The organism is Vibrio hepatarius (assembly GCF_018860525.1).
GTDB classification, from domain to species: Bacteria; Pseudomonadota; Gammaproteobacteria; order Enterobacterales; family Vibrionaceae; genus Vibrio; species Vibrio hepatarius_B.
Genome location: NZ_JAHKPM010000008.1, coordinates 80,337 through 94,336 on the forward strand (window position 1 = coordinate 80,337; position 14,000 = coordinate 94,336).

Genomic DNA, 14,000 nt, shown 5'->3' on the forward strand with positions numbered 1-14,000 from the left:
AGGGGTATATCTTTTAACAACCCAGAGATGACAGCTTGTCAAAATAATCCGGAAAAGTCTTGGATGTACATTTTGGATCATTAATCGTAACAGGAGTATCACTCAATGCGATGAGCGAAAAACACATCGCCATTCGATGATCATCATACGTATCGATTTTTGCATGAATAAGCTTTTTAGGCGGTGTCACGACTATATAGTCTTTGCCTTCCTCAACTGCTGCACCCACTTTACGTAGTTCTGTTGCCATTGCGGCTAAACGATCGGTTTCCTTAACACGCCAATTGTAAACATTACGAATGGCCGTTGTCCCCTCTGCAAACAGGGCAGTTGTCGCAATAGTCATCGCCGCATCTGGAATGTGATTAAAATCCATATCAACCGCCTTAAGCTCTCCTACTCGTGAGATGACATAATCGTTACCCCATTCGATGTCTGCTCCCATTTTTTCTAACGCATCAGCAAATTGAATATCACCTTGAATACTGTTACGACCGATACCTGTCACTTTTATTTCACCGCCTTTAATCGCGGCAGCGGCTAAAAAATATGAAGCGGATGAAGCGTCACCCTCGACTAAAAACTCACCAGGTGAAGAATATGATTGCCCGTGTCGAATGACAAACTCTTGATAACCATTATTTTCTACCTGAACACCAAACTGTGACATAATGTGAAGGGTAATATCGATATATGGTTTTGACACCAGCTCCCCAATGATCTTGATTGTTACATCTTCTTGAGCCATTGGTGCTGACATTAAAAATGCTGTCAGAAATTGACTTGAAATAGAGCCATCAATTTCTATTACTCCACCTTTTAGACCTGTTCCTTTAATCTTAAGTGGAGGGTAGTTTGTATTCTCTAAATACTCGATCTTCGCCCCAGCTTGGCGAAGCGCCTCAACTAAATGGCCAATAGGTCTTTCCTTCATTCGAGGCTCGCCAGTTAAAACATATTCACCCTCTCCCAGGCATAAAGCAGCAGCAAGTGGACGCATCGCTGTTCCAGCATTCCCAAGGAATAACTCCAACAATTCTTGAGAATCGAATGGCTTGCCTCTACCCTCAATCTCACAGATAGTATTATCTGGGGAGAGAGTATAATTCACTCCAAGTTTAGTCAGCGCATTCAACATATGTCGGATATCATCGCTATCCAAAAGATTAGTCAAACGAGTCGTGCCTTGAGCTAAAGCTGCAAGCAATAGCGCCCGATTTGACACACTTTTTGAGCCTGGCAAGTTCACCTCGCCGTGGACTTTACTGATGGGTTGTAACGTAAGGCTTTCCATTAAATTCTAATGTCCCTTAATTAAGCAAACGCTGAAAAATTCTTAGTAACGGCAGCGTAACTAAAATTTACATCTAAAACCAGACAAAAGTCACAATTTATGGCGATCTTTTTTTGAGAGAATAGGATAGCCATTTGTAACGTTTCAATACTCTTTATCGACTCTTACACCGTTATCAAAGTACAGTATGCGGACTTTATCACCACGCTCAAAGAGCATACTATTATCCACATCTTGAATCACATCGATAAGTTTCCCTTTGTCTGTTTTAATCAGCAGTTCAACCAACTTGTATTCCACTTTATATTCTTGATTTGCAAGATTATGTGCGACCCCAGCTCCAGCAACTGCCCCTACTGCTGTCGCAACTTGTTTTCCCGTACCCCCACCGAATTGGTTGCCAACAACACCTCCTACAACAGCCCCAAGTATGGTTTCCCAGCCAGTTGATTCAGCCTTAATAACATCCTGCTGAGTTAAATACCGTACAGAGTCTATACTTCCAAATATGACCTCATTAACAGGTTTAGCCTTATTTCTCTCATAAGCGGCATTGGCAAAGAGTGGTAAAATGAATAGAATCCATAGCCATTTTTTCATCGTAATTCTCCTATATTATGGCGATTTATCTAACTGAACTCGATAACGATAAGCACTGGTTCCCCTCTCCATATGAAGCGTTAAACAACCCTAATGGTTTACTCGCCTATGGAGGTGATTTATCACCCGAACGTTTATTGCTGGCTTATCAAAATGGGATCTTTCCATGGTATGGTCTAGATGACCCTATATTATGGTGGAGCCCATCGCCACGAGCTGTCTTTAATCCTAAGACATTCAAACCCTCTAAAAGTCTTAAAAAATTTCAGAGAAAGCATCAATACCAAGTCAGCATCAATATGGCAACTAAAACTGTCATCGAGCATTGCGCTTCTACTCGAGATGCTGAAGAAACATGGCTTACCAGTGAGATGCGCAATGCATATAAAACACTCGCAGACATCGGTCATTGCCATTCTGTAGAAGTATGGCAGAACAACGAAATAGTAGGCGGGCTGTACGGTATCTCAGTCGGACAAGTATTTTGTGGGGAATCCATGTTCAGCCTTAAGACTAACGCCTCAAAAATCGCATTATGGTATTTTTGCGATCATTTTAAGTCTATGAGAGGAAAGCTAATTGATTGCCAAGTTATGAACAGGCACTTGAATTCTTTAGGTGCTGAAGAATTGGAACGAAAGGAATTTATACAAACACTGCTATCATTAAAACAGGAAAAACTTGTTGCGGGTAGTTTTAAACCGCAGTGGATTAAGCTGTCTTCAGAGGAGAATCCATGAGTTCTGACCTGCAACAAATTCGTATAGGATTAACAGATAGCCACCAGTGCAGCTATCTTGCTGATAAACAGGAACGCGTCGCGGTTGCTCTAGAACCAGCCATGCATTCCGCTTCTGGCTATGAAGTCCTTTTAGCCAATGGTTTTCGTCGCAGTGGTGACACCATTTATAAACCTCACTGTGACCAATGTAATGCGTGTCAACCCATTCGTTTGTCAGTCCCAGAAATCGAACTATCAAAAAGCCAAAAGCGTCTACTCGCAAAAGCCAAGCACCTCCGTTGGGAATTTCGAGATGAAATGATACCCGGGTGGTTCGAGTTATATTCTCAATATATTGAAACTCGTCATAAAAATGGAACCATGTACCCGCCCAAACAAGATGAATTTATCCACTTTTCTTACTGTAAATGGCTCAACACACAATATTTACATATCTACGATCAAGACAAGTTAATTGCTATTGCCGTAACCGATACCTTATCCAACTCGGTGAGCGCATTTTATACCTTTTTCGACCCTCACTTCCCATTATCCCTGGGAACATTAGCCGTTTTATTTCAAATCAAAGACTGCCAACAACAAGGGAAACAATGGCTTTATCTTGGCTATCAAATCGATGAATGCCCTGCGATGAATTATAAAGTCCGTTTTCAACGTAATCAAAGGCTAGTAAATCAGCGTTGGCAAGGGTAGAATACGTCCTAAATTTAATGATTTCATTTTAGTCAGCACTTTGCTGGCAGAAATTATCCATTTCTAAAAGAGGATTAAATGGCTAAAGAAGACGTAATTGAGATGCAAGGCACCGTCCTTGATACTCTTCCAAACACAATGTTCCGTGTTGAGCTAGAAAACGGCCACGTAGTTACTGCTCACATCTCTGGTAAAATGCGTAAAAACTACATCCGTATCCTTACTGGTGATAAAGTTACTGTTGAGATGACTCCTTACGACCTATCCAAGGGTCGTATCGTCTTCCGTGCTCGTTAATCTCAGATTATCGAATACAACAAAAAACGGAGCCTCGTGCTCCGTTTTTTGTTGTCATATTAACTTGTTATTTTCCTAACGCATCTTTGTAATGCTGGCGGCAAACAGAAACATATCGCTCATTCCCCCCAATCGCTACCTGTTCGCCCTGGGCAATTGCATTCCCAAACTCATCAGTTCGAATAACCATATTCGCTTTACGCCCACAATGGCAAATAGTTTTGAGTTCAATCAGCTTGTCTGCCCAAGATAACAGGTATCTACTGCCTTCAAATAACTCTCCCAAAAAATCGGTTCTTAACCCATAACAAAGTACTGGAATATGCAATTTATCAACAACCTCTGTTAGCTGATAAACCTGTTGCTTAGATAAAAATTGGCATTCATCAACTAAAATACAATGGCGCTTTTCCACTTCGTTCAAAGCCGTAATTTCTTGATAGAGATTGGTTTCATTTCTGAATAATTGTGCATCAGATTGTAAACCGATACGAGAACTCACTTTACCAACGTCATACCTATCATCTAAAGCCGCTGTATAGATTAATGGCGTCATTCCTCGTTCTTGATAGTTAAAAGATGACTGAAGAAGTGTGGTGGATTTACCCGCATTCATTGCTGAGTAGTAGAAATACATCTGAGCCACTGGTTGCTTACCCATTTAAAACTGTAAGTAGAAAGAAAAAAGGGCTGAATCAACAGCCCTAAATAAATTTGAATATCAGCTATTTCCGACGCCAGATGGTCCCTTCAGGGCTATCTTCAAGTACAATACCCATTGCAGTCAGCTTGTCACGCGCAACATCAGCATTCGTCCAATCCTTCGCTGCACGAGAATCATTACGTAGCTTAATAAGCGCCTCAATCTCAGGAACTTCACTGTCGTCTTCAGCTTGTCCCTTTAAGAAATCTTCTGGATCTTGATACAAAATACCAATCACATCGGCAAGTTCACGCATTAATGACCCTAGTGCACTGGCCTGCATAAGGCTATCGGCCTTAAGTCGGTTGATATCACGCGCCATGTCAAACAAAACTGAATACGCTTCCGGCGTATTGAAATCATCATTCATCGCACCAGTGTAACGCTTAACATACTCCTCACCGCCAGCAGCAGGTACTGTTAGATCTAGCCCACGTAAAGAAGTGTACAAACGCTCTAAAGATGATCTTGCCTGATTGAGATTGTCTTCACTGTAGTTAAGTTGGCTACGATAATGCCCTGACATCAAAAAGTAACGCACCGTTTCGGCGTCATAATGGTTCAGTACATCACGAATAGTGAAAAAGTTACCAAGCGATTTCGACATTTTCTCTCTATCAACCATCACCATGCCACTATGCATCCACGTATTCACATATTGAGTATCATGAGCGCAGCATGACTGAGCGATCTCATTTTCATGGTGTGGAAACTGAAGATCTGAACCTCCGCCGTGAATATCAAAATGGTTTCCTAGGACAGCAGAGTTCATTGCAGAACACTCAATATGCCATCCTGGTCGACCTGCACCCCATGGGGACTCCCAAGTCGGCTCACCTGGTTTGGACATTTTCCAAACCACAAAATCAAGTGGACTACGCTTAGCCCTATCGACATCGACCCTTGCGCCAGCTTGAAGCTGTTCAAGGTCTTGCTTAGACAGTTTTCCGTAATCATTAAATTGAGCGACTTCAAACATAACATCACCGTTATCAGCCACATAAGCAAAGCCGCGATGAATCAGCTTTTCAACCAACTCTATAATTTCATTAATATATTCTGTTGCACGTGGCTCAATATCCGGACGTTTCATATTCAGCGCATCAAAATCAGCGTGCATTTCACCAATAAGACGCTCTGTTAGCGACTGACAAGTTTCACCATTTTCATTCGCGCGCTTGATGATCTTATCATCAATATCAGTAATATTACGGACAAAGGTCAGGTCATAGCCCAGGTAACGTAAATAGCGAGAAACAACATCAAAAGAAACAAACGTTCGCCCATGGCCGATATGACAGAGATCGTAGATGGTGACTCCACAGACATACATACCAATTTTATTGGCATTGATTGGTTTAAATTCCTCTTTTTGTCTTGTGAGTGTGTTATATATCTTTAACATGATCTCTATCTAATTATTTGTCAGTACAAAATAGTGGTTCAGTATAACAAGATGCGAGGCTAGAGGTCATCCCTCAAATGTTGAAAAAAACACGATTAAATCCACTAATCCTTTAATACCTTCATTATTCACATACAAAATTGGCAAAAGTTAATATAGAATTCAGACTTTAAGTCAAAAAAGAAAACTAAGGACATCATCATGATCACCCTTCACACCAATTTTGGTGACATCAAAATTGAACTAAACGAAGCTAAAGCTCCGGAAACATGCGCTAACTTTTTGCAATATTGCCGTGACGGTTTCTATGATAATACGCTGTTTCACCGTGTTATTGATGGTTTTATGATCCAAGGTGGTGGCATGGAGTCCGGCCTACGTGAAAAAGAAACCCGTGATCCAATTAAGAATGAAGCGAACAATGGCTTAAGCAACAAAGTAGGAACTTTGGCTATGGCTCGTACCATGGAACCACACTCTGCTAGCTCTCAATTTTTTATCAATGTAAACCCTAACACCTTCTTAGACTTCCGCAGTGAAAGTATGGACGGCTGGGGCTACTGTGTTTTTGCTGAAGTTACAGAAGGCATGGACATCGTCAACCAGATTAAAGAAGTTAGTACAGGCTCACATGGTATGCATCAAGATGTACCGCTGGAAGACGTACTAATTACTAGTACCACTATCGAAGAATAATGATGGCAAGGGAGAGAAGCATCTCTCCCTTATCAAGCCTTCAGGTTAACAAATAATTATGACCACACTATTTATCTCTGATCTCCACCTCTCACCTGCTCTACCTGAAATTACCGATTGTTTTGTTCGCTTTATGCGTGAAGAGGCCATCCATGCTGATGCGCTGTATGTACTAGGTGACTTATTCGACTTTTGGATAGGTGATGACGACCGTTCAGATTTTGCTACTCAAATTCGTAGTGAATTCAAACTCCTGACATCTCATGGAGTGTCATGTTACTTCACTCAAGGCAACCGAGACTTTCTTGTTGGCAAACGTTTTGCCAAAGAAACAGGAGTCACACTATTAGGTGATGAAACTGTCATTGACCTTTATGATAAAAAGGCGCTGGTATTACATGGGGACACCCTTTGTACTGACGACCTAGAATATCTAAAGTTTCGCCAAACAGTCCATCAACCTTGGCTACAAAAACTATTCAATCGCATACCACTTTTTATCAAGAAAAAAATAATCAACAAAGTGCAGACAGATATACGATCAGACAAGCAACACAAGCCTCTAGACATCATGGATGTGAACCAATTAGAAGTAGAAAGGGTCATGGAAAAACATCAAATCGACCTCATGATTCATGGCCATACTCATAGGCCAAACATCCACAGATTCCAACCTAGCGAAAGACCAAAAATGCGCATCGTGCTCGGTGACTGGTACACTCAGGGCTCAGTTCTTGTCTTTACCAAAGAAAGATTCACGCTAGAAGTTAGGCAATTTAACCACTTTCCGTAATAAATGCCTGTCAGTTATGGCCACATGCTGATCAGTACTAGAATTGAATGACATCATGTTTAAACCACAAGGCTTATCTATTGAGTTCACGATAGTGAATTAGGATAGGCCTTGATCTTTATCCAAAAAATTCCACGTAAAACCGGAGTGAAAATGCAACCTTGTCCTTGTGGCACAAATAAATCATACAGTGATTGCTGTAAACCCATTCATATCGATCACTCCAAGGCACAAACTCCTGAGCAGTTAATGCGGTCTCGTTATAGCGCTCACGTTAAAGCCTTGCTGAACTACATTATTAAAACCTACCACCCCAGCTGCAACGCACAAATACAAAAAGAAGCTATCCAACAGTCGATTGAGAGTGACTGGAATAAGCTCGAAGTGATTAATTCTGAAGATGGTGCATATGATCAAGAAGGCTTTGTGACCTTCAAAGCTTATTACATAGAACAAGGAATACAATATTGTCTTGAAGAGCGCTCCCGCTTTATTAAAGAGGACGGCCTTTGGTACTATATTGATGGATCTTACCCTGACAACGGGTCTGATTCCAATCCGAAAAATACTAAATTGGGACGTAACGACCCATGTACCTGTGGCAGTGGTAAAAAATATAAAAAATGCTGCGGGTAGTTGGCTGAGTTGATAGATTAAAGAAAAAACACTTAAGATAGAAGGTATAAGCCCTTCTATCTTATTGGTTCAACACAGTTAAGATTGATTGGGATTAATCCTCATAATATCATCCTGATCATTTGAAAATTGCTTTTTCAACTCAGATTTTGACTTAAAACTCACCTCTCCGCCTTTGGCGACTGTCATATGTTGGGCTTCTGAGTTGTACTTTGATTGATATAACATCACAGCTTGCATACATGAATCTCGTTGCTGTTGCGAAAGTGGTGTACCCTCAGGCCACTTCCCTGTCTCAACAGCGTATAACAGACGCTCATACGCCTCGGGTGTAATGGCATTGATTAACTGCTCTGCGTCCATGGTCTATCCTTAAGTTGTAACTGATATGAGAAAAACATAACTAGCAAGCGATCTGAGTCATGATTGCATGCTGAAATAAGTGTAACGAATCATAAGCAATTATAAATATGAAGACACTAAAATTATTGGTAATAACCTTTCTAGCTGCCACAATAACTGGATGTTTCGAAAATAGAAGAAATACCGAACAGCTATGTAAAGACAACCCAAAACTACAATGTGAGAGAATGAATCAAAATGATGGCCAGTGTAAGCTACCACGCACTAAACTGATTTGGCATCGATACGATTCATTTAGAAAGCCTTCTGACATCATGCTTATCAAGGAGTATCATCTAGTCGCTGAATACAAAAAGTGTATAGAGCTAGCCTCACAAATTCAAACCATAGATCAGGCAGAGCTAAGAAGAAAAAGATTCAATGCGCTTGTCAACGCAGGTGAGGATCTCGAAATACTAGTTGAAAGGATCAGAGAATCAACATCACCAGACGCCTTATACTTTTTGTGGAGTCAGACTGGCGATGAAAGCGCACGAAGAAGCTTTTTGCAGCAAGAAGGCAAACCTGCTTTAGAAACAGCTGAAATGCAATACGCACTCGCCACTTTCTATACTAGTCGTGACCTTGATAAAACGATCAATTTACTCAACAAGTCTTTAGAACTTAGTGATGGTGAGAACCTCAATACCGATATTTTCAAATCCCTTGCAAGTATTAACTACCAACTAAATCATAAAGAACAAGCTTATATATGGGCTATGGTCGCGAGTGCATTTGAAGTTCCCGTCATAGCCTCAAAGCACGAAATGAAACTCCTTTACGGATTTAGCGAAAACAAGTACGAGCAGCTTGACGAGATCGCAGATGACATTCAGAGCGCTCTAGGGGACGGTGAATATAAGCGTAGTATGATGCCAAAATTCAATTAGTCTGAAAGTATGAAACAACGAGCGGTGATTTAATCACCGCTTTCGTCTGATTTGTTGAAAATTAACGACACTGAGTTAACACAAAATCGTTCACCTGTAGTCTGCGGGCCATCAGGAAAAACATGCCCTAGGTGACTACCACAAGCAGCACATCTAATTTCCGTTCTTACCATTCCGTGACTGAGATCTTCCAAGTAGCATATTGCTTGGTCATTGATCGGCGCATCGAAACTTGGCCACCCACATCCAGAATCATACTTATTGTCGGACTGAAATAAAGCACTATTACAACAGGTACATTCGTAAATACCCGTACTCTTATTATGCAGCAACTTACCTGAGAATGGAGCTTCAGTACCTTGCAACCTACAGACTCGATATTCTTCATCAGACAGCTTGTCACGCCAGTGTTCATCTGGTTTGTTAATTTTTATATTTGTCTGTTCCAATTCCAATATCTCCCCTAAAAAGAATTCATTTATTTGACTTTTCGGTGGCAAAACTTGCACTAGTCAGTATTTGTAGCACATACTTTAATTCCATGAAAGGATGGTTAAATATTCACTAGTTAGTGAGCACATCCGAGCTATCTTATGTCAACTGGCTAAGAAAAAAACCTACAATCCGTTCAAAAGATAGTCAAATAAGACTTGTTCTGAAAAAAAGCGACGCTTTTTTTTGACTTTAAACAAGTTAAGTCCGATTATCTGTTGCAGATTTTGACTGGATTCTGTAATTTTACTACCAGTTATCTTTAATCAGAAATTAAGTTGTGGAGCAACTATAATGACTATCAAAGTAGGTATTAACGGTTTTGGCCGTATCGGTCGTTTCGTATTTCGTGCAGCACAAGAACGTAACGACATCGAAGTTGTGGGTATCAACGACCTAATCGATGTAGAATACATGGCTTACATGCTTAAGTACGATTCAACCCATGGCCGTTTCAACGGTACTGTTGAAGTTGAAGGCGGAAACCTTATTGTTAACGGTAAAACAGTACGTGTAACAGCAGAACGCAACCCAGAAGATCTTAAGTGGGATGCAATCGACGTTGACGTAGTAGCTGAAGCAACAGGGCTTTTCCTAACTGACGAGACGGCACGTAAACACATCACTGCTGGCGCTAAGAAAGTTGTCCTTACTGGTCCTTCAAAAGACGCAACTCCTATGTTTGTTATGGGCGTAAACGACGCTACTTATGCTGGTCAAGACATCGTTTCTAACGCTTCTTGTACGACTAACTGTCTCGCACCTGTAGCGAAAGTTCTTAACGACAAGTTCGGTATCGAATCTGGTCTTATGACGACAGTTCATGCAACTACAGCAACTCAAAAAACGGTTGATGGCCCTTCTGCTAAAGACTGGCGCGGTGGCCGTGGTGCTTCTCAAAACATCATCCCATCTTCAACTGGTGCAGCTAAAGCGGTAGGCGTTGTTCTTCCAGAACTAAACGGTCTTCTTACTGGTATGGCTTTCCGAGTACCGACGGCAAACGTTTCTGTCGTTGACCTAACTGTAAACCTCAAGAATGCTGCGTCTTACGAAGCTATCTGTGCAGCGATGAAAGAAGCCTCTGAAGGCGAGCTTAAAGGCGTGCTAGGTTACACTGAAGACCAAGTAGTATCACAAGATTTCATCGGTGAAGTTCAAACTTCAGTATTCGATGCTAAAGCAGGCGTGGCACTAACTGATAAGTTCGTTAAAGTTGTTTCTTGGTACGATAACGAAATCGGTTACTCAAACAAGGTTCTTGACCTTGTCGCTCACATCTCTAAGTAATCACGACTGAGTATATCAAAATCATTTTCAATTGATTTAGTTAAAAGGCGGCCTCGAGCTGCCTTTTTTGTATCTAGAGTTAGAATATATCATCGAACAATGTTGAATCTCTGCCTTTCCATACGATAGAGGAAAACAATCTATGGATTTACAAACGCTTCCTGCCTTAACTGTATTATCGAAGAACATCACTATCGTCGAAGTAGACCAAATAAAAATCATCCGTATTACCCATGACAAAGCAACGGCAGGTATTTCGTTACACGGCGGACACCTTGTTTCCTACAAACCTGCAGGGAAAAAAGATCTCATCTGGATCAGTGAAAAAGCCGTTTTTGATGGTAAAGCGGCCCTTCGTGGGGGTATTCCTGTGTGCTGGCCATGGTTTGGTCGCATTGCTTCACCTGCTCATGGTTTTGCACGAACAACCGAGTGGTCATTAACACAGCATAGAGAAGATGCCCATGGAGTAATTATCGAACTTGGGTTAAGCCCCTCGCAAAAAAGTCTGGAGATCTGGCCATTTCAATTTGACGCACGACTTATTATCGAAATTGGTGACGAGCTAAAACTCACTTTGGACATCACAAATACAGATGTGAAGCCATGGAGATTTTCAGCTGCTCTTCACAGCTATCTCAATGTGAGTGATGTGCGCGATACCATTATCACAGGGGCTGGTTCTGAATATGAGGATAACCTGCAAAATCAATTACGCTGCATAGGACATGATCCATTACAGCTAACCGATACCATTGATAGGGTATATATTCACCCAGACCTACAAATATGCCTTAAAGATATCGGTTATAAAAGACAATTAATTATTGAAAACCAAGGGCATAACTCTGCTGTACTCTGGAACCCTTGGCGGCAAGGTTCAGCAGATTTAAACGATATGGCCGACGATGGTTACCTTACTATGATGTGTATCGAGTCGAGTCTTCATGCATCAAGTCTAGAGGAAGGAAAAGAACTACAACCCGGCGACAATCATCAACTCTCTACAAAGCTATCGATTGGTTAATCTCAAGCCACCTACCTCTACGGTATGTGGCTAGGCTATTGTCATGGTTTGAGCCGTGTCTTCCTGTTAAAATCGATTATAGTTACTCCAATGTGAAATTCTTATGTCTTATTCTTGTCCTCTTTGCGAACACAGCCTAGCTCTCAATGAGCGTTCTTACCGTTGCGATAACAATCATTCATTTGATATTGCCAAAGAAGGCTACGTCAACCTAATGCCGGTCCAAAATAAACGGTCAAAAGATCCCGGTGACAATAAAGAGATGATGCAGGCACGCCGTCATTTTTTAGAGAGAGGCTATTATAAACCAATACAGAGTAAAGTTGCTCAACTCTGCACACAGTATTTAAAAAACTCTCAGCATAAGCTCTTAGATATCGGTTGTGGCGAAGGCTATTACACCAATGAAGTGTCATACCAATTGAAGAATCAGCACCCTAATGCCGTAACTTATGGGCTTGATATATCAAAAGTAGCTATCCGTTACGCTTCAAAACGCTATCCCAGTTGCCAATTCAGCGTAGCATCAAGCGCACGGTTACCTTTTGCAAACAACTGTCTCGATGCAATACTCAGAATTTATGCGCCGTGTAGCCCAAGCGAACTCGAACGTGTTATTCACTCTGGTGGTATCGTGGTTACCGTAACTCCTGGTGCGAGACACTTATACCAACTGAGAGAGAAGCTGTATGAAACCGTTAATCTACACGACGAGAAACCCGAAGAGATAGATGGCTTCGAACTAGAGCAACAAGTGACGCTAAATTATGTTATGACGTTAGAAAATGGCGACGCAGATACATTATTGCAAATGACACCCTTCGCATGGAAGGCTGAATCATCACTCCGTCAATCATTGGCGTCTGCAGAATCATTTGAATGCGAGGCCGACTTTATCATTAGAATCTATCGTAAACGATAGTTGCTATTGGTAGGATTGATAGCTTGCAATTGTTGCCTTCTCAGGAAAAATTTATGTACCAATTTATTACCTCAGCTTTGGTCTCTTTAAGTCTAATGGCCTGTTCAACTTCATCACCAATGCAAGCAGAGACTTTCTACGACTACCAACTTTTTTCCCCTAACGCGACTCCTATTTCTTTGCAGAAGCTTCCTCAAGATATCCTTGAAGCTGATGTTATTCTCGTGGGAGAACTGCATTCACATACTGGTATTCATCATTTTCAAACCGATTTATTTAACATTCTATCCGCTCAAGGCCGGACAACTGCCTTATCCATGGAGCAGTTCTCACGTGATTCGCAACCAGTTATTGATAAATACCTAAGCGGCGAAATAGGCGAGCAAACTCTAATTAAGGATGCAGATGCTTGGCCCAACTATGAAAGTGATTACCGCTCTATAGTTGAATTAGCCAAAGCTCGTCAGCTCGATATTATTGCTGCCAATGCCCCAAAAAACATCGTGCGTTGTATCGGTAAACAAGGCATTTCATATCTGGATAAACTCAAGCCAAAACAACGCGCTACGATCGCCACTAATGTCAATACACAGCCAAGCCCATATAAAGATAAATTTATGGCGTCAATGCATCATGGTGTAAACGAAAAAGCAGAACGATACTATGCTGCACAAATCACTTGGGATGAAACTATGGCAGAAAGCATTACCGACTATGTGCAGTTAAATCCCAAATCACAAATTCTTCATATCGGGGGGAAATTTCATATCGAGCAGGGGCTAGGAATGAAAGCATCCATTTTAGCGCGTCAACCTAACTTGAAAGTCGTGGTGATTACACCAAATGACAACATTCTTTCAAACAGTCAAGATTATCAGCTTGAAGTACTACCTTTTCCTTATCGATATATAAAAGAGGAGAATTGGTTAAAAGAATCTAAAAAACTAAGTAAAAGAAATGATGACTTAACTTGTATGTAATCACAAATTCTTCGAGCGTAGCTCTGTCTGATGGCTATGAAAAATCATCTACACTCTCACACTCTAACTTAGCTCTGTTAGCTATTTTCATCATCTATCACTATTATCGGCACACTTTGTGCTTTGATGCATTTCATA

At 41.2% G+C, this 14,000-nt stretch carries 17 protein-coding genes; 11 read left to right on the forward strand and 6 right to left on the reverse strand.

Annotated features, from left to right (window positions below; genetic code table 11):
• Positions 1 to 13 precede the first annotated feature (13 nt).
• Positions 14 to 1,294 (reverse strand): 3-phosphoshikimate 1-carboxyvinyltransferase, encoded by a 1,281-nt coding sequence (gene aroA / locus KO511_RS01725; RefSeq protein WP_215985777.1) that lies wholly within the window; start codon positions 1,292 to 1,294, stop codon positions 14 to 16.
• A 144-nt stretch (positions 1,295 to 1,438) separates the two neighbouring features.
• Positions 1,439 to 1,894, reverse strand: coding sequence for a glycine zipper 2TM domain-containing protein (locus KO511_RS01730; RefSeq protein WP_215985778.1), 456 nt, complete (start codon positions 1,892 to 1,894; stop codon positions 1,439 to 1,441).
• 17 nt (positions 1,895 to 1,911) lie between these two features.
• Between KO511_RS01730 and aat the strand changes: the two genes are divergently transcribed.
• The 3 genes from aat (at position 1,912) to infA (ending at position 3,626) form a co-directional block, all read left to right on the forward strand.
• Positions 1,912 to 2,634 (forward strand): leucyl/phenylalanyl-tRNA--protein transferase, encoded by a 723-nt coding sequence (gene aat, locus KO511_RS01735; protein ID WP_215985779.1) that lies wholly within the window; start codon positions 1,912 to 1,914, stop codon positions 2,632 to 2,634.
• Entirely contained in the window at positions 2,631 to 3,329 is a 699-nt protein-coding gene (locus KO511_RS01740; protein ID WP_215985780.1) for an arginyltransferase, read from the forward strand. Before aat ends, KO511_RS01740 begins: the two co-directional genes overlap by 4 nt.
• 78 nt (positions 3,330 to 3,407) lie before the next feature.
• Positions 3,408 to 3,626 (forward strand): translation initiation factor IF-1, encoded by a 219-nt coding sequence (gene infA, locus KO511_RS01745; protein WP_001040192.1) that lies wholly within the window; start codon positions 3,408 to 3,410, stop codon positions 3,624 to 3,626.
• A gap of 67 nt (positions 3,627 to 3,693) precedes the next feature.
• Here infA and KO511_RS01750 read toward each other — a convergent pair whose 3' ends face one another.
• Both KO511_RS01750 and cysS read right to left on the reverse strand, forming a co-directional pair.
• Entirely contained in the window at positions 3,694 to 4,272 is a 579-nt protein-coding gene (locus tag KO511_RS01750; RefSeq protein WP_215985925.1) for a thymidine kinase, read from the reverse strand.
• Positions 4,273 to 4,351: 79 nt separating this feature from the next.
• Positions 4,352 to 5,734 (reverse strand): cysteine--tRNA ligase, encoded by a 1,383-nt coding sequence (cysS, locus tag KO511_RS01755; protein WP_215985781.1) that lies wholly within the window; start codon positions 5,732 to 5,734, stop codon positions 4,352 to 4,354.
• Between the two features lie 201 nt (positions 5,735 to 5,935).
• On the opposite strand from cysS, the gene KO511_RS01760 reads away from it, so the two are divergent.
• The 3 genes from KO511_RS01760 (at position 5,936) to KO511_RS01770 (ending at position 7,859) form a co-directional block, all read left to right on the forward strand.
• Positions 5,936 to 6,430 (forward strand): peptidylprolyl isomerase, encoded by a 495-nt coding sequence (locus KO511_RS01760; protein ID WP_215985782.1) that lies wholly within the window; start codon positions 5,936 to 5,938, stop codon positions 6,428 to 6,430.
• Positions 6,431 to 6,488: 58 nt separating this feature from the next.
• Complete coding sequence (lpxH, locus tag KO511_RS01765; RefSeq protein ID WP_215985783.1) at positions 6,489 to 7,223, forward strand: UDP-2,3-diacylglucosamine diphosphatase; 735 nt, start codon at positions 6,489 to 6,491, stop codon at positions 7,221 to 7,223.
• A gap of 153 nt (positions 7,224 to 7,376) precedes the next feature.
• Positions 7,377 to 7,859: a YchJ family metal-binding protein gene (locus KO511_RS01770; RefSeq protein ID WP_215985784.1), complete on the forward strand. Its 483-nt coding sequence runs from the start codon at positions 7,377 to 7,379 to the stop codon at positions 7,857 to 7,859.
• 78 nt (positions 7,860 to 7,937) lie between these two features.
• Here the strand turns inward: KO511_RS01770 and KO511_RS01775 are convergent, their stop codons facing one another.
• Positions 7,938 to 8,222: a YeaC family protein gene (locus KO511_RS01775; protein ID WP_215985785.1), complete on the reverse strand. Its 285-nt coding sequence runs from the start codon at positions 8,220 to 8,222 to the stop codon at positions 7,938 to 7,940.
• Positions 8,223 to 8,329: 107 nt separating this feature from the next.
• On the opposite strand from KO511_RS01775, the gene KO511_RS01780 reads away from it, so the two are divergent.
• Positions 8,330 to 9,151 carry a DUF2989 domain-containing protein gene (locus KO511_RS01780; RefSeq protein ID WP_215985786.1) on the forward strand — a complete coding sequence of 274 codons (822 nt, stop codon included), beginning with the start codon at positions 8,330 to 8,332 and terminating at the stop codon, positions 9,149 to 9,151.
• A gap of 29 nt (positions 9,152 to 9,180) precedes the next feature.
• Here the strand turns inward: KO511_RS01780 and msrB are convergent, their stop codons facing one another.
• Entirely contained in the window at positions 9,181 to 9,600 is a 420-nt protein-coding gene (gene msrB, locus KO511_RS01785) for a peptide-methionine (R)-S-oxide reductase MsrB (RefSeq protein WP_215985787.1), read from the reverse strand.
• Positions 9,601 to 9,937: 337 nt separating this feature from the next.
• Between msrB and gap the strand changes: the two genes are divergently transcribed.
• The 4 genes from gap to KO511_RS01805 all read left to right on the forward strand — a co-directional run bounded on the left by gap (position 9,938) and on the right by KO511_RS01805 (position 13,862).
• Positions 9,938 to 10,933: a type I glyceraldehyde-3-phosphate dehydrogenase gene (gene gap / locus KO511_RS01790; protein ID WP_215985788.1), complete on the forward strand. Its 996-nt coding sequence runs from the start codon at positions 9,938 to 9,940 to the stop codon at positions 10,931 to 10,933.
• A gap of 142 nt (positions 10,934 to 11,075) precedes the next feature.
• On the forward strand, positions 11,076 to 11,960 hold the full coding sequence (locus tag KO511_RS01795) for a D-hexose-6-phosphate mutarotase (RefSeq protein ID WP_215985789.1): 885 nt from the start codon (positions 11,076 to 11,078) through the stop codon (positions 11,958 to 11,960).
• 103 nt (positions 11,961 to 12,063) lie between these two features.
• Positions 12,064 to 12,882: a 23S rRNA (guanine(745)-N(1))-methyltransferase gene (rlmA, locus tag KO511_RS01800; protein WP_215985790.1), complete on the forward strand. Its 819-nt coding sequence runs from the start codon at positions 12,064 to 12,066 to the stop codon at positions 12,880 to 12,882.
• A gap of 53 nt (positions 12,883 to 12,935) precedes the next feature.
• Positions 12,936 to 13,862: a ChaN family lipoprotein gene (locus tag KO511_RS01805; protein ID WP_215985791.1), complete on the forward strand. Its 927-nt coding sequence runs from the start codon at positions 12,936 to 12,938 to the stop codon at positions 13,860 to 13,862.
• Positions 13,863 to 14,000 lie beyond the last annotated feature (138 nt).